The 14,695-nt window shown below is 63.5% G+C and carries 14 protein-coding genes and 1 pseudogene; 11 read left to right on the forward strand and 4 right to left on the reverse strand.

Going from position 1 to position 14,695, the window contains the following annotated elements:
• Positions 1-34: 34 nt before the first annotated feature.
• Genes ACTV8E_RS01515 through argH form a run of 3 tightly spaced genes read right to left on the reverse strand, consistent with a single transcriptional unit; the run spans position 35 to position 3,104 of the window.
• Positions 35-514 carry a GNAT family N-acetyltransferase gene (locus tag ACTV8E_RS01515; protein WP_443198242.1) on the reverse strand — a complete coding sequence of 160 codons (480 nt, stop codon included), beginning with the start codon at positions 512-514 and terminating at the stop codon, positions 35-37.
• A complete protein-coding gene (locus tag ACTV8E_RS01520) occupies positions 511-1,656 on the reverse strand; it encodes an NnrS family protein (RefSeq protein ID WP_443198243.1) in 1,146 nt (381 codons plus the stop codon). The genes ACTV8E_RS01515 and ACTV8E_RS01520 overlap by 4 nt, the downstream gene beginning before the upstream one ends.
• Before the next feature lie 53 nt (positions 1,657-1,709).
• Entirely contained in the window at positions 1,710-3,104 is a 1,395-nt protein-coding gene (gene argH / locus ACTV8E_RS01525) for an argininosuccinate lyase (protein ID WP_443198244.1), read from the reverse strand.
• Between the two features lie 208 nt (positions 3,105-3,312).
• Here argH and ACTV8E_RS01530 point away from each other — a divergent pair.
• From ACTV8E_RS01530 to ACTV8E_RS01570, 9 genes and pseudogenes are all read left to right on the forward strand, one after another.
• Positions 3,313-4,382 (forward strand): annotated as a pseudogene (locus tag ACTV8E_RS01530) (sensor histidine kinase).
• Complete coding sequence (locus ACTV8E_RS01535) at positions 4,379-5,125, forward strand: LytR/AlgR family response regulator transcription factor (protein ID WP_251835672.1); 747 nt, start codon at positions 4,379-4,381, stop codon at positions 5,123-5,125. The pseudogene ACTV8E_RS01530 and the gene ACTV8E_RS01535 overlap by 4 nt, the downstream one beginning before the upstream one ends.
• 226 nt (positions 5,126-5,351) lie before the next feature.
• Positions 5,352-6,290, forward strand: coding sequence for a hydroxymethylbilane synthase (hemC, locus tag ACTV8E_RS01540; protein WP_273538260.1), 939 nt, complete (start codon positions 5,352-5,354; stop codon positions 6,288-6,290).
• A complete protein-coding gene (locus ACTV8E_RS01545) occupies positions 6,287-7,048 on the forward strand; it encodes a uroporphyrinogen-III synthase (protein ID WP_443198245.1) in 762 nt (253 codons plus the stop codon). The genes hemC and ACTV8E_RS01545 overlap by 4 nt, the downstream gene beginning before the upstream one ends.
• Positions 7,049-7,064: 16 nt before the next feature.
• On the forward strand, positions 7,065-8,189 hold the full coding sequence (locus tag ACTV8E_RS01550) for a uroporphyrinogen-III C-methyltransferase (RefSeq protein WP_443198246.1): 1,125 nt from the start codon (positions 7,065-7,067) through the stop codon (positions 8,187-8,189).
• Entirely contained in the window at positions 8,186-9,409 is a 1,224-nt protein-coding gene (locus tag ACTV8E_RS01555; RefSeq protein ID WP_251835676.1) for a heme biosynthesis HemY N-terminal domain-containing protein, read from the forward strand. The genes ACTV8E_RS01550 and ACTV8E_RS01555 overlap by 4 nt, the downstream gene beginning before the upstream one ends.
• A 107-nt stretch (positions 9,410-9,516) precedes the next feature.
• Complete coding sequence (locus ACTV8E_RS01560) at positions 9,517-10,008, forward strand: disulfide bond formation protein B (RefSeq protein ID WP_251835677.1); 492 nt, start codon at positions 9,517-9,519, stop codon at positions 10,006-10,008.
• A 257-nt stretch (positions 10,009-10,265) separates the two neighbouring features.
• Positions 10,266-10,742 (forward strand): sigma D regulator, encoded by a 477-nt coding sequence (gene rsd / locus ACTV8E_RS01565; protein WP_273538255.1) that lies wholly within the window; start codon positions 10,266-10,268, stop codon positions 10,740-10,742.
• Between the two features lie 117 nt (positions 10,743-10,859).
• Complete coding sequence (locus ACTV8E_RS01570; RefSeq protein WP_443198247.1) at positions 10,860-11,510, forward strand: AlgP family protein; 651 nt, start codon at positions 10,860-10,862, stop codon at positions 11,508-11,510.
• A 21-nt stretch (positions 11,511-11,531) separates the two neighbouring features.
• Here the strand turns inward: ACTV8E_RS01570 and ACTV8E_RS01575 are convergent, their stop codons facing one another.
• Positions 11,532-12,014 carry a TIGR02444 family protein gene (locus ACTV8E_RS01575; protein WP_443198248.1) on the reverse strand — a complete coding sequence of 161 codons (483 nt, stop codon included), beginning with the start codon at positions 12,012-12,014 and terminating at the stop codon, positions 11,532-11,534.
• A 197-nt stretch (positions 12,015-12,211) separates the two neighbouring features.
• Here ACTV8E_RS01575 and ACTV8E_RS01580 point away from each other — a divergent pair, with 197 nt between their 5' ends.
• Positions 12,212-14,119, forward strand: coding sequence for an ATP-binding cassette domain-containing protein (locus tag ACTV8E_RS01580; protein ID WP_443198249.1), 1,908 nt, complete (start codon positions 12,212-12,214; stop codon positions 14,117-14,119).
• Positions 14,116-14,694 (forward strand): mechanosensitive ion channel family protein, encoded by a 579-nt coding sequence (locus tag ACTV8E_RS01585; RefSeq protein ID WP_251835681.1) that lies wholly within the window; start codon positions 14,116-14,118, stop codon positions 14,692-14,694. The genes ACTV8E_RS01580 and ACTV8E_RS01585 overlap by 4 nt, the downstream gene beginning before the upstream one ends.
• Position 14,695 lies beyond the last annotated feature (1 nt).

Raw genomic sequence — 14,695 nt, forward strand, 5'->3', positions numbered from 1 at the left:
GCCGGGGCGTTTGTTTTTCAGCAGCCGTTGGCGCTCAATCCGCTGCCAGATCCAGCAGCGCCTGGCCGGCCAGCCGGTAGGTGGTCCACTCCGATTGGGGGCGCGCGCCCAGCGACTCATAGAAATCGATGGCCGGCTGGTTCCAGTCCAGCACCGCCCACTCGAAGCGTCCGCAGCCCTTGTCCACTGCGAGTCTTGCCAGATGGCGCAGCAGCGCCTTGCCCGCGCCAGTACCTCGCTGGGCAGGATCGACATACAGGTCTTCGAGGTATAAGCCGTTCTTACCCAGCCAGGTCGAATAGTTGAAGAAATACACCGCGTAACCGATTGGCTGGCCGTCGCGCTCGCAGATCAGCGCCTGGGCGCTGCTGTCAGCGGCGAACAGGCTGGCGCAAATGCCGGCGGCGTCGGTCCTGACCTCGTGCTCGGCCTTTTCGTAGATGGCCAGGTCAGTGATAAAACGCAGAATCAGCGCAGCGTCATCGGCGCTGGCGGGGCGGATAAGCAGATTCATGGTGGGCTCGCGTCCTCTTGGTTAAAGCGTCCGCGCGTCTGCCAGAGCAGCACGACCAGTAGCAGGAAGGCCAGCGACCAGCAGGCCGCAGACAGCAGCAGCCAGGGAAAAGGCTGCAGCTGCAGCAGTGGCGGCAGGATGCGCGCCAGCGCCGCCAGGCTGAGCAGAACGGCGACAGGGTGAATCCAGGGCCGTGCGTTGGCGTCTCGCAGGCGGTAGATCAACCGCGTACGGGCCATCACCGCGAACGTCAGGGTGCCCAGCGCGCCAATGGTCAAGCCGTGCAGGCTGGCGCTCAACGGCAGGGCAGTCGTCAGCAGCGCCAGCCCGAACAGCAGCAGGCCCACGCTCAGCCACAGGTAACCGAGCAGCAGCACCAGCAAGTCGGGTCGTCGGGCGCAGCGCCAGGGCTGCCAGCGCAACAGGCGCACGCCAGCCAGTAGGCCCACGCTCAGCAACAAGAAACCACTTACCTGGCTGGCCAGTGCCCAGGGCAGCAGATTGCTTAGCAAGGCGAGGCCCAGCAGGATCAAGGCCGCGCCCTCCAGCCTCGGCTGTACGCGTGCATCCAGGATGTGACCCTGGCTCATCATGTGCCCTGCCACCGCCGGAGCGATGATTCGTCCACCCATGAAAAACAGCAGCATGGCGAGCAGCAGCAAGGCTTCGTGCATTAGGCGCGGGGTCAATTCCAACGGCAAGGGTAGGCTGGCAATGGCACTCAGCAGGGCGAGCGAGGCCACCACCGGCGCGACGATCTGGTTACGCCATTTTTTCGCCGCACCCAGAAAACGCGGCACCACGTTCCAGGCCACGCCGCCGGCAAACAGCGCGGCGGCAACTACTGTCCACCAGGCCCCCGGCCAGAACAGCCAGCCGAGGCGCGCCAGTGCCCAGCAGCCCAGCAGCGATAGGATGAGCGGCAGCGGCTGCGGGCCGAGCAGGTAGCCGGCGACCACAGCCAGAGCAAAGCCGAAGAGCATTTCATGGGCATGCCCGAGCGGGCTGAGCAATCCGGCGGGTGTCGGCAGCAGGCCGAACAGGGCCAGTACCGACCACGGGAGCAAGACCGCAGCGTAGAGCGCTGCGGCGGGAAAGAACCAGGCATTGGCGAAGGGCAGGCGAGGCTTGCGCGCGCTCATGGGCTCGCTCCCGTGTTAAGCGGGCAGACTGGTGCCTGCCTCGCCCACATCTTTCAACGGCCTGCGAGCAGTTCCTTGCCGCGCTGCACCGCCGCGCGCACCTGCGCCGGCGCGGTGCCGCCGATGTGGTCACGGGCATTCACCGAGCCTTCCAGGGTCAGTACGGCGAACACGTCATCGGTGATCTGCTCGCTGAACTGGCGCAGTTCGTCGAGGCGCATCTCGGCCAGATCCTTGCCGGTGTCGACGCCGTATTTCACCGCATGGCCGACGATCTCGTGGCAGTCGCGGAACGGCAGGCCCTTGCGTACCAGGTAGTCGGCCAGGTCGGTGGCGGTGGAGAAACCACGCAGCGCCGCCTCGCGCATGATCTCGCGCTTGGGCTTGATGGCCGGCACCATGTCGGCAAAAGCGCGCAGGCTGTCGCGCAGGGTGTCGGCGGCGTCGAACAGCGGTTCCTTGTCTTCCTGGTTGTCCTTGTTGTAGGCCAGCGGCTGGCCTTTCATCAAGGTCAGCAGGCCGATCAGGGCACCGAACACGCGGCCGGACTTGCCACGCACCAGTTCGGGCACGTCGGGGTTTTTCTTCTGCGGCATGATCGAAGAGCCGGTGCAGAAGCGGTCGGGCAGGTCGATAAAGCGGAACTGGGCGGAGGTCCACAGCACCAGCTCTTCGGAGAAGCGCGACAGGTGCATCATGGCCAGCGAGGCGGCGGCGCAGAATTCGATAGCGAAGTCGCGGTCCGACACGCCGTCCAGCGAGTTGCCGGAAATGGCTTCGAAACCCAGCAACTGGCAGGTGATTTCGCGCTGGATCGGGTAGGTGGTCCCGGCCAGGGCAGCCGAGCCCAGCGGCATGCGGTTGGTGCGCTTGCGGCAATCCACTAGACGCTCGTAGTCGCGGCTGAGCATTTCGAACCAGGCCAGTAGATGGTGGCCAAAGGTGACCGGCTGGGCGGTTTGCAGGTGGGTGAAACCGGGCATCACAGTCTCGGCCTCGGCCTCGGCCAGGCCCAGCAGCCCCTGCTGCAGGCGGGTGATCTCGCCGAGAATGATGTCGATCTCGTCACGCAGCCACAGGCGGATATCGGTAGCTACCTGGTCGTTACGGCTACGTCCGGTGTGCAGCTTCTTGCCGGTGATGCCGATGCGGTCGGTCAGGCGCGCTTCGATGTTCATGTGCACGTCTTCCAGGTCGACGCGCCAGTCGAATTGGCCGGCTTCGATTTCCGCCTGGATATCCTTGAGCCCGGCGATGATCGCGTCGCGCTCCTCGGTATTCAGTACGCCCGCCTGCTCGAGCATGGTCGCATGGGCGATCGAGCCCATGATGTCATGGCGGTAGAGGCGCTTGTCGAAGTCGACGGAGGCGGTGAAACGGGCGACGAAGGCGTCGACGGGCTCGCTGAAGCGGCCGCCCCAGGACTGGTTGGTTTTCTCGACACTCATGGGAATGCTCTCTGCTGGTGCGCAACAGGCAGGCGGGACGCTCGGGGCGGCCGGCATGCCGACAAAAAGGTGCGCGAATGATAGCAGGGTCGGGCCTGTCGCCGCTGCCGTGCAACGCTGTCGAGCGCATCACGCTTCCTTAGGACGGCGACTGTGTTCGGTGCGCCAGATCGCTGCTGACGTACCTGGCAGAGCGGAAACTGTAGCCATGCAAATTAAATGGCTGAACGGTGCGCCGCGTGCGCCCCTGGACGATTTCTTCGTGCCTGAGCTCTGCGAGCCCGAGGCGCTGCTCTCCCTGGTGCTGCTGGCTGAGCTGCTGGTGCTGGTGTTGGTACTGGCCGAACCGATGCTGCACGGCTTCGACTGGGTGCGCCTGGCGCTGACTTCGCTGTTCGTGCAGTGGTGCGTGCTGCTGTCCGCCGCCGTGCTGTGTCGCCTGCGCCCCTGGCTGGCCCGTTTGCGCCCGGCCGTGGCGGGGCCGTTGTGCTGTCTGATCGTGGTGGTGCTGACCCTGGGCTGTACTTGGGTCACCGAGTATTTCGAGCTGGGCGGGCCACCCAGCCCGGAAGCGCGTCTGTACCTGCGCCACGCCTTGATCAGCCTGATCATGTCGGCACTGCTGCTACGCTACTTTTACCTGCAAAGCCAATGGCGCCGACAGCAGCAGGCGGAGCTGCAGGCACGTATCGAATCGCTGCAGGCGCGCATACGCCCGCACTTCCTGTTCAACAGCCTGAACAGCATTGCCAGCCTTGTGGTCAGCGATCCGTTCAAGGCCGAACAGGCCGTACTTGATTTGGCCGATTTGTTTCGTGCCAGCCTGGCCAAGCCCGGTGCATTGGTGACCTGGAAGGACGAGCTTGGATTGGCGCGACGTTACCTGGCCATTGAGCACTACCGCTTCGGGAACCGCTTGCAGGTGGAATGGAATGTGGACGGGGTGCCTGCCCAGGTAATGATTCCCCATCTGACGCTGCAGCCGCTGCTGGAAAATGCCTTGATCCATGGGGTGGCGCCTCGGGTCGAAGGCGGGCTGGTGGAGATCGACGCACGCTATGACGAGGGGTGGTTTGAATTGCGGGTCGGCAATCCCTGTCAGGACGGCATAGCGCCCGCGACACGGGGTACGCAACAGGCGTTAGGCAACATAAGCGCTCGACTAACGGCACTTTTTGGCTCCGATGCCAGTCTGAGCGTGGAACGTCGTAACGGACGGCATGTCACCTGTCTACGCTATCCTTGTTGAGACTCACGCAGGAAGCCAGAGCAAAATGAATGTCTTGATTGTCGATGATGAACCCCTGGCCCGCGAACGCCTCAGCCGCCTGATTGGTGAACTGGACGGCTACCGGGCCCTGGAACCTTCCGCCAGCAATGGCGAGGAAGCTTTGACCCTGATCGACAGCCTGAAGCCGGACGTAGTCCTGCTCGATATCCGCATGCCTGGCCTGGATGGCCTGCAGGTAGCGGCCAGGCTGTGTGAGCGGGAGTCACCCCCGGCCGTGATCTTCTGCACGGCCCATGACGAATTCGCCGTGGATGCCTTTCAAGTCAGCGCGGTGGGTTATGTGGTCAAGCCGGTGCGTCTGGAGGCGCTGGCCGATGCGTTGCAAAAGGCCCAGCGCCCCAACCGGGTGCAATTGGCCGCTCTGACACGTCCGAGCGGCGGCCCGAACGCTGAGCCCCGCAGCCATATCAGCGCACGCACCCGCCGAGGTATTGAGTTGATCCCTCTGGAACAGGTGGTGTATTTCATCGCTGATCACAAATATGTGACCTTGCGCCATGAAGGCGGTGAGGTGTTGCTCGATGAGCCGTTGAAGGCTTTGGAAGAGGAGTTTGGCGATCGCTTCGTGCGTATTCACCGCAATGCCTTGGTGGCACGCGAGCGCATTGAACGGTTGCAGCGTACCCCTCTGGGGCACTTCCAGCTGTATCTACGTGGGTTGGATGGTGAGGCACTGACCGTTAGCCGCCGGCACGTGGCCGGGGTGCGCAAGTTGATGCAGGTGCTGTAGCAGGTTGTACTAACGGCCTGTTACCCAGCCGCTGTAAGCTGCCAGCGAGTCGGGCGGCTTAACCTCAATACGCTGTATTGATAAGGCGCGGAGCCGTCGGAGGGCAGCCCCCCAAGCAAGTGCGCAACGTCCGTTACGCAGGACGGCGGCGCCGCTTGATCCCCGGCAATCCAGCTGGCGGCCCGAGCCTGTTATCATCGCCGCCAGTTCAACTCTGGAATTACCCATGTCTCGCGAAATCCGCATTGCCACCCGCAAGAGTGCCCTGGCCCTGTGGCAGGCCGAATACGTCAAGGCGCGCCTGGAAGCGGCCCATCCGAACCTGAAGGTCAGCCTGGTGCCCATGGTCAGCCGTGGCGACAAATTACTCGATGCGCCGTTGGCCAAAATCGGCGGCAAGGGCCTGTTCGTCAAGGAACTGGAAACCGCCCTGCTGGAGAACGAGGCCGACATCGCGGTGCATTCGATGAAGGACGTGCCCATGGACTTCCCCGAGGGGCTGGGCCTGTACTGCATCTGCGAGCGCGAAGATCCGCGTGACGCCTTCGTTTCCAATACCTACGCCAATCTCGATGCGCTGCCGGCCGGCAGTGTGGTCGGCACCTCCAGCCTGCGCCGCCAGGCGCAATTGCTGGCGCGCCGTCCGGATCTGAACATCCACTTCCTGCGCGGCAACGTCAATACTCGCCTGGCCAAGTTGGATGCCGGCGATTACGACGCGATCATTCTGGCCGCCGCCGGGCTGATCCGTCTGGGTTTCGAATCACGTATCGCCGCACGCATCGAGGTTCTCGACAGCCTGCCGGCCGGCGGTCAGGGCGCGGTGGGTATCGAGTGCCGCACCAACGACGCGGAAATCCACCAGCTGCTGACCGTGCTGCATGACCAGCCGACTGCATGGCGCGTCACTGCCGAGCGGGCATTGAATAAACACCTTAACGGTGGCTGCCAGGTGCCTATCGCCTGCTACGCCGAACTGGAAGGCGACCAGCTGTGGCTGCGCGGCCTGGTCGGCCAACCGGACGGCGGTCGCCTGCTGCGCGCCGAAGGCCGTGCCGACGTCAGCGAAGCAGAAACTCTCGGAGTACGGGTCGCCGAGGCGCTGCTGGAACAGGGCGCCGCAGAGATTCTCCAGGCGGTCTATGGCGAGGCCGGCCATCCGTGAATGAATGGCGTTTGCTGCTGACCCGGCCCGCCGAGGAATGCGCAGCCCTCGCCGCGACGCTCGCGGTGCAGGGGATTTTCAGCAGCAGCCTGCCGCTGCTGGAAATCGAGCCGCTGCAAGAAACGCCCGAACAGCGCAGTCTGTTGCTCAACCTGGACCGCTATTGTGCGGTGGTGGCGGTCAGCAAGCCTGCAGCGCGCCTGGGGTTGGAGCGTATTGATCAGTATTGGCCACAGCCGCCGATCAACCAGCACTGGTTCAGCGTCGGCGCTGCTACCGGCGGCATTCTTGCCGACTACGGCCTGCCGGTCGCCTGGCCGGAAATGGGTGATGACAGCGAGGCTCTGCTGGCACTCCCGCAACTGGCCTCGGCCCTTGCCGTCCCCAAGCCCAAGGTGTTGATTCTGCGCGGCGACGGTGGCCGAGATTTCTTTGCCGAGCGGTTGCGCAACCAAGGCGTCGAGGTGGATTTTTTGCCACTGTACCGCCGGCAACTCCCTGTATACCCGCCCGGCACGTTACGCCAGCGGGTGCTGGACGAAGCACTCAACGGCTTGGTGGTCAGTAGCGGGCAAGGCTTCGAGCACCTGCTGCAACTGGCCAATGATGACTGGCCGGAACTGGCTCGTCTACCCTTGTTCGTGCCCAGCCCGCGGGTGGCCGACATCGCCCGTGAGGCCGGTGCCCGGACTGTTGTGGATTGCCGTGGCGCCAGCGCCCCGGCCTTGCTGGCGGCGCTGCAGCAGCCCGCCCCTTGAAGCAAAGGATGGATACGTGAGCGAAACTGACGCGCAAAGCCCTTCCCTGCCGGCTACCGACGCTACTGTCGCGCCCTCGCCAACGCCAAGCGATCGCCGCACAGGCACAGGCCTGGCCGGTCTGGCCCTGCTGATCGCCCTGTTGGCCGCCGGTGCAGGCGGCTGGAGTGCCTGGCAGCTGCATCAGCAAAACCAGCAGCAAGACCGCCAGCAGGCCGATTGGCAACAACTGCAAGCGCAGTGGCAGCGCAGTCAGGAAACCAGCGAACAACGCCTCACCCAAGCCGAGCAGCGCTTGCAGGCGCGGCTGGGCGAATTGCCCAGCGTTGCGCAACTGGATGAGCAGCGTCAGCTGCTGATGAGTGTGCAGGGCGATCAGCAGCAGCTGGCCAGTAGCCTGAACCAGCTGCTGGGTGCCAGCCGCGAAGATTGGCGCCTGGCCGAAGCCGAACACCTGCTGCGCCTGGCCATGCTGCGCCTTTCGGCACTGCAGGATGTGGCCAGCGCCACGGCGCTGGTGCAGGGAGCCGACGATATCCTGCGCGCCCAGGACGATCCGCTGGCCTTCGCGGCGCGTGGTGAGCTGATCAAGGCGCTGGAGGCGTTGCGTGCATTGCCGCAACCGGACCGCAACGGCCTGTTCCTGCAGCTGGCAGCTTTGCGCGAGCAGGCCGAACGTTTGACGCGTCTGGCTCCCGAGTTTCGGCCTGATGACGCGCCAATCGCATCCGCAGAAACGACGCAGCCTGCCTGGCAACGCTGGTGGCACACTCTTTCGAAATTCGTGCGCATCGATGTGAATGCCGACCAGAACATTCGCCCGTTGCTCGCCGGCCAAAGCTTGTCTCAGGTGCGCCTGGCACTGGCGCTGGCCCTGGAACAGGCGCAGTGGGGCGCGCTGAATGCTCGAGCACCGGTCTATAGCAGCGCGCTGGGGCAGGCAGATGATGTACTGAAAAACTATTTCGATGTCGACAACCCGGCGGTGCAGAGTCTGCGCCAGCGGATCGCGGCCTTGGCCGAACAGGCGGTAGAAGTAGAAACGCCAGAGTTGCGGCCGGCACTGCTCAGTCTGCAGGCCTATGTGCAGCAACGTCAGACCCCGCGTAATGGCGAGGCGGAGCAGGAGGCTGCGCCATGATCCGTGGCGTACTGCTGATTGCGTTGCTGGTGGTGGCGGCCAGCGTGGTCGGGTTGGGCATCGCCCGGGGCAGCGGCTATGTGCTGATCGCCTATGAAGGCTTTCGCTACGAGTCCAGCCTGTGGGTCTTTCTGGCCGCGTTGCTGGTGCTCTGGTTGGCGTTTTATCTGCTTCGGGTGCTGTTACGCGTGCTGGGTGTTTCCAGTGCGCTGGCCAATCCCTGGTCGCGTCGGCACCGCAGTCGGCGCGGCCGCAAGGCCAGCGAGCAAGGGTTGCTGGAGCTCGCCGAGGGTCGCTGGAGCCCGGCGCTCAAGCATTTGCGCCTGGCCGCCGAGCAGGACCCGCAGCCATTGATGTATTACTTGGGCGCGGCCCGTGCGGCCAACCAGCTGGGGGACTATGAAAGCAGCGACAACCTGCTCGAACGTGCCCTGACCCGTCAGCCGCGCGCCGAACTGGCGGTGGCTCTGACCCACGCGGAGCTGCAGCAGGCGCGTGGCAACCTGCAGGGTGCCCACGACACCTTGAGCGCCATGCTTGAGCGTCACCCCCATCACCCGGAAGTCTTGCGCCGTTTGCTTGATCTGCAACGTCAGCGCGGCGATAGCGCGGCCGTGGTCGGCCTGTTGCCCGAGCTGCGCAAGCAGAAGGTGCTGGCGGACAGCGAGCTGCGCGATATCGAGCGTCAGGCCTGGCGCGCGGCCCTGCTTGACGCAAGCCTGCATGGGCATGAACAGGGCGACACGCTGCAACCGCTGCATAACACTTGGCAGCAGATGGGTCAGGCGCACCGTAATGATCCCGAGTTGTTGCTGATTTATACCGAGCAGTTGCGCCAGGCGGGCGCAGAGGCTCAGGCTGAGGAAACGCTGCGCGCTGCGTTGAAGAAACACTACGAGCCGCGCCTGGTGGAGCTGTATGGGCAGCTACGTGGCAGCGATACGGGTCGCCAATTGCAGAGCGCCGAAGCCTGGTTGAGCGAGCATGCCGAGGACCCCGTCCTGTTGCGCGCCTTGGCCCGCATGAGCTTGCATCATCAATTGTGGGGCAAGGCGCGGGATTACTACGAGGCCAGTCTGGGCTTTTCCCGCGATCCGCAAACCTGCGCCGAACTGGCCCGCCTGCTGAACCGCCTGGGCGAGACCGAGCGCAGCAACCAGCTGTTTCAAGAAGGACTGGGCTTGTTTAATTCGCGCACGCCCTTGCCCGCGCCGCGCTGAGCCCTGTGCTCGTTGCGCGGCATTTAGCAGCATGAAGTGGCAATACGCCTTGAAACACCTTGGCGCTTTCTACTACCGTAGCGCCTTTCCAGTTTTCCGGTGCCTCCATGTCCCAGGCCAGTCCGCGTTTAATGTTCCTTCTCGCCTTCGTCGCCAGCCTGTTGATCATGGGCGGCGCGCTGTATCTGGAGCATGTGGTCGGGCTCGAGCCCTGTCCGCTGTGCGTTGTGCAGCGTATTGCCGTCATCGCCTTCGGTCTGGTCTGCCTGCTGGCCGCCGTGCATGGTCCGGCTCGACTGGGGCGACGTATCTACGCTGCACTGGCATTGCTGAGCGCCGCCGGCGGTGCCGCCATTGCCGGGCGGCAGATCTGGCTGCAGGGTATACCGGCCGATGAGCTGCCGGCGTGCTTGCCCAGCCTGGATTACATGCTCGAAGCCCTACCGTTCCAGGAAACCTTGCGTCTACTCCTGCACGGCACTGCCGACTGCGCCAAGATCAGTTGGACCCTGTTCGGCATGAGCATTCCGGAGTGGAGCCTGCTGGCCTTCATCGGCATGCTGCTGTTCGCCCTGTACCAACTTCTTCGCCGCACCTGACTGGCCCGCACGCCTCCCAAATCCTGTCTTTATCGTCAAAGGGCAGGGTTTTTCGAGCCCTCGCTCTCAAACGCATGTATGAAGATTTCTCCGCCTGCCGGTTGAAACGCCGCGCGACGAAAGCCTACATTGGCGTCAAGACGTCGGCGGAAGTGCTTTATCCGTTGTCTGCCTCTTGAGTAATGCGCTTGGCGCGGCGAATCATTTCGTCGTGTGAGCGCGGCGCGAAGTCACAGACCAAAGGAAGCGAGGTCATCATGTTAGAAAGCTGCCGAAACGCCCAGGAGCGCTGGGGTGGAGTTCACCAACTGATTGATCGCTGGCTGCAAGCTCGCCATGAGCTGATCAAGGTATTTGATAGCCTGCATGCGCAAGAAGACGATGCGCAGCGTCGCCCCAAGGATCTACAAACCTTTTGCCAACACCTGCTCGACTACGTATCCACCGGACATTTTGAGGTCTACGAGCAATTGCTGCGTCAGGCCAGTGATTTCAACGACCAACGTGGCCTGGACCTGGCCAAGCAGATTTATCCCCGCATTGAAGCTATCACGGAACAGGCGGTGGCCTTCAATGACCGCTGCCCGAAAGGTCGCTGCGCCGAAGACCCTGCGTTGGCTCATGAGCTGCAGCATCTTGGGCAGTTGCTGCACGAGCGGTTCGAACTGGAAGACTGCATGATCGAGGTGTTGCACAACGCCCATCGCCAAGCGGCTGAGCAGCTTAGCAACTGACAGGTCGGCTTTTATCAGGTTGCGGGCGTGCTCGTCATACCCGCGACCTCACCTGCAGCAATTTCACCTTGAAAATGGTTCGCCTAACATAAGCCAACGCCTAAGCAGGAGCGCAGCATGGCCGCCCGCAAGAAGAATACTGTCCACACCCCGCTGCACCTGTTGCAACAACTCTCGAGCAGCTTGCTCGAACATTTGGAAGCGGCCTGTGCCCAGGCGCAGATTGATGCTGAAAAATTGCTTGCCAAGTTGGAAAAGCAACGTGGCAAGGCGCAGGAAAAACTGCACGACGCGCGACTGAAACTGGAAGACGCTGCTGCCAACGGCAAGGCCAAGGCACAGGCCAGGACGCATAAACGCATCGAGGAACTGGAGGAGCTGTTCGATTCCCTCCAGCAGCGGCAAAACGAAACCCGTGCCTACATCGCGCAACTGCAAGCCGATGCCGAGGAAAGCCTCAAACTCGCCCAGGGCATCGGCAAGGTGAAAGAAGCTGCCACCCAGGCGCTGGCCAAGCGCGAAGCTGCCGCGACGCGCCAGACCACCGCTGCTGCGCCGCGCTCGCGTACCGCGGTGGCGCGCAAACCGGCCGGTGCGACCAGCAAGGCAGAGAGCATCGCCGCTGCCGCCACGCCTGCAATTGTGAAAAGTACCACTCCCGCCAAACCCGCCACTGCGCGCAAGCCCGCCGCCAAGCCCACCGCGTCTCGCAAGCCGGTTGCGCGCAAGGCAGCAACGGCTTCGGCAGCACCTGTTTCCGACGCATAAAAGCCGCCATCGGACTGACTCCTAAGGGAGTCGGTCATGGGGTGCGCGCGCTAGGGACGCTGCGGCCTGATGCAAGCTCGCCAACGCTGCTGGGTCGGCCGTCTCGCCCGCAATGGCGCGTAGCCAAACCATATCCGTCTCGCCTGCTATTGACGGCCAGGCCCTCGCGATCGCTCCCAGACGCTGCAACACCACCTGCTCGGCTTGCAATTCCAGGCGCTTGAGCTGCTCACGCAACTCGGTCAGTTGTGCATCGCCCTGGGCGGCAGATTTCCATTCTTGGCGCAGTTGGCGCAACTGAGTGGTCACTGTACGCTGCCAGGGCTCCGCCTGCTTGCGTAGCTGCTGCACGCGTGCCGCATCGCAGGCTACTCCGCGCCGGTCCAGCCAGGCGGCGCAAAGCAGCAGACAGACATCCGCACCGCCGGCCTGCAAGCGCAGACATGCGGGCTCTACGTCAGGCTGCGCGTAAAGGCGTAGCGCGAAATCCCACAGGTCGGTCAATTCAAGCTCCTTGCGCTGCTTTTTAATGAAACTGATAGACTGCGCGGCCGCATACAAGCCACCGACAAGCGCGTGCGATGCAGCCGAGAAGCCGGTGATCGGCAACAGGCAGGCGATGCCTTCACAGCCCGCCCAGATCCCGCACGGACTATATCGCCGCTTGCCCCAACGATGTCGATAGAGTGTGACGCCCGCCGATGATCCGACTCCAGAACCTCACCTTGCAACGTGGCCCGCAGCGCCTGCTCGAAGGGGCTGAGTTGACCCTGCATCCCGGGCAGAAAGCCGGGCTGATCGGTGCCAACGGCGCGGGCAAATCCAGCCTGTTCGCGCTGTTGCGCGGCGAGCTCAGCCCGGACGCCGGCGAATGCCAGTTACCCGCCGACTGGCGCATCGCCCACATGCGCCAGGAAGTCGATACCCTGGAGCGGCCGGCGGTGGAGTACGTACTCGACGGCGATGCCAACCTGCGCCGTATCCAGGCCGAACTGACCCGCGCCGAGGCGGCCCACGACGGCAGTGCGCTGGGGCGTTTGCACACCGAGCTGGACAACGCCGATGGCTACAGTGCCGATGCCCGCGCGCGCAAGCTGCTGGCCGGGTTGGGCTTTGCCAACGAACAGATGGGCCGCGCAGTGGGTGACTTCTCAGGGGGTTGGCGGATGCGCCTGAACCTGGCCCAGGCCCTGATGTGCCCGTCCGACCTGCTGCTGCTGGATGAGCCGACCAACCACCTGGATCTCGATGCGATCCTTTGGCTGGAAGGCTGGTTGAAAAGCTACCCCGGCACGCTGTTGCTCATTTCCCACGACCGCGACTTTCTCGATGCGGTGGTCGATCACATCGCCCACCTCGACCAGCAGACGCTGACGCTGTATCGCGGCGGCTACTCGGCCTTCGAGCGCGCCCGCGCCGAACGCCTGGCCCAGCAACAACAGGCGTACGAAAAGCAGCAGGCGCAGCGCGCGCACATGGAAGACTTCATCCGCCGCTTCAAGGCCAAGGCCAGCAAGGCCCGCCAGGCGCAAAGCCGCATCAAGGCACTGGAAAAACTCGAAGTGCTGGCGGCGGCGCATATCGATTCGCCGTTCAGCTTTCGTTTTCGCGAAGCCAATAAAGTGTCCAGTCCGTTGCTGGATCTGGCCGAAGGCCGCCTCGGCTACGGTGACAAGACGGTACTCGACAAGGTCAAGCTGCAGCTGGTGCCCGGCAGCCGGATCGGCCTGCTGGGCCCCAACGGCGCTGGCAAGTCGACGTTGGTCAAGACGCTGGCCGACGAGCTTCAGGCCTTGGGCGGTCGTCTGCAGCGCGGGGAGAATCTGGCCATAGGGTATTTCGCTCAGCACCAGCTGGATGCCCTCGATCCCAAGGCCAGCCCGTTGCTGCACCTGCAGCGCATCGCCGAGGGCGAGCGCGAACAGGTGTTGCGTGATTTCCTCGGTGGCTTCGATTTTCGCGGTAACCGCTGCGATGAGCCCGTGCTGAATTTCTCCGGTGGCGAAAAGGCGCGTCTGGCTTTGGCCTTGATTGCCTGGGGCAAGCCGAACCTGCTGCTGCTCGACGAGCCGACCAACCACCTTGACCTGGACATGCGCCTGGCGCTGACCCTGGCCTTGCAGGAATTCGAGGGCGCCGTGCTGGTGGTGTCCCACGACCGACACCTGCTCAAGAGCACCACCGATGAGTTTCTGCTGGTTGCCGATGGCCGCGTGCAGGCCTTCGATGGCGACCTGGACGACTATGCGCGCTGGCTAATCGAGTACCGCCTGCGGCAGGCGCCCGCTGCGGCGCCTTCAACCGGCGACAAGACCGACAAGCGCGCCCAGCGCCAGGCCGCTGCCGCGCTGCGCCAGCAACTGGCCCCGCACAAGCGCGAAGTCGAGAAGCTCGAGAAGCAGCTGGGTGAGGTGCAGGAAAAGCTCGCTGCGCTGGAAACCCGCCTGGGTGATGGTGGTCTGTACGACGGCTCGCGCAAGGATGAGCTCAAGCAACTGCTTGCCGAGCAGACAACGCTCAAGGGGCGCGAAGCGCAATTGGAAGAACACTGGCTGGAAAAGCTCGAACTGCTTGAGAAGTTGCAGCAAGAATTGGAGAACGTCGAATGAAAGAGTGGTTGCCGCTGTGGGCACAGGAATGGTTTGGCATTCTGGTCCCTGGCCTGCAAATTTTGCTGATTCTGTTTCTGGCCTGGCTGGTGCAACGCATGTTGCGCCGTTTCATCTGGCGCATTGGCGAGCGCTATCGCTTGCCCATGGAAGTGCTGATCCCGCTGCGTGGCGTACTCACCTGGCTGATCATGGGCAGCGCCATTCTCATGGTGCTGGAGCGTCTGGGCGTTTCCGCCACCGTGCTGTGGACCGCAATTACCGGCTTCGCGGCGGTGGCTGCGGTCGCGTTCTTCGCCGCCTGGAGCGTGCTCTCCAACCTATTTTGTGCGCTGCTGATCTTCACGGTTGGCCCTTTCCGCCTGGGCGATCGCCTGGAGCTGCTGGACGCCGCCGACAAGCCGGGGGTCAAAGGCCGTGTTGTGTCGATCAACATGCTCTATACCACTCTGGAAGACCTTTCCGAAGAGAGTGACGGCGCCCTGGTGCAGATCCCCAACACACTTTTTTTCCAGAAAGTGATGCGTCGCTGGCGCGGTACCGAACTTCCCCCACTCAGCAAGAACGAGATTTGAT

Origin of the sequence: Pseudomonas sp. B392_1p, assembly GCF_052245235.1 — a bacterium.
In the GTDB taxonomy this organism is placed as follows: Bacteria; Pseudomonadota; Gammaproteobacteria; order Pseudomonadales; family Pseudomonadaceae; genus Serpens; species Serpens gallinarum.

Coding starts and splice junctions, on each gene's coding strand:
- ACTV8E_RS01585 (WP_251835681.1), top strand. CDS start 14,116: ATGAAAGAGTGGTTGCCGCTGTGGGCACAGGAATGGTTTGGCATTCTG.
- ACTV8E_RS01520 (WP_443198243.1), bottom strand. CDS start 1,656: ATGAGCGCGCGCAAGCCTCGCCTGCCCTTCGCCAATGCCTGGTTCTTT.
- argH (WP_443198244.1), bottom strand. CDS start 3,104: ATGAGTGTCGAGAAAACCAACCAGTCCTGGGGCGGCCGCTTCAGCGAG.
- ACTV8E_RS01515 (WP_443198242.1), bottom strand. CDS start 514: ATGAATCTGCTTATCCGCCCCGCCAGCGCCGATGACGCTGCGCTGATT.
- ACTV8E_RS01580 (WP_443198249.1), top strand. CDS start 12,212: ATGATCCGACTCCAGAACCTCACCTTGCAACGTGGCCCGCAGCGCCTG.
- rsd (WP_273538255.1), top strand. CDS start 10,266: ATGTTAGAAAGCTGCCGAAACGCCCAGGAGCGCTGGGGTGGAGTTCAC.
- ACTV8E_RS01570 (WP_443198247.1), top strand. CDS start 10,860: ATGGCCGCCCGCAAGAAGAATACTGTCCACACCCCGCTGCACCTGTTG.
- hemC (WP_273538260.1), top strand. CDS start 5,352: ATGTCTCGCGAAATCCGCATTGCCACCCGCAAGAGTGCCCTGGCCCTG.
- ACTV8E_RS01535 (WP_251835672.1), top strand. CDS start 4,379: ATGAATGTCTTGATTGTCGATGATGAACCCCTGGCCCGCGAACGCCTC.
- ACTV8E_RS01555 (WP_251835676.1), top strand. CDS start 8,186: ATGATCCGTGGCGTACTGCTGATTGCGTTGCTGGTGGTGGCGGCCAGC.
- ACTV8E_RS01560 (WP_251835677.1), top strand. CDS start 9,517: ATGTCCCAGGCCAGTCCGCGTTTAATGTTCCTTCTCGCCTTCGTCGCC.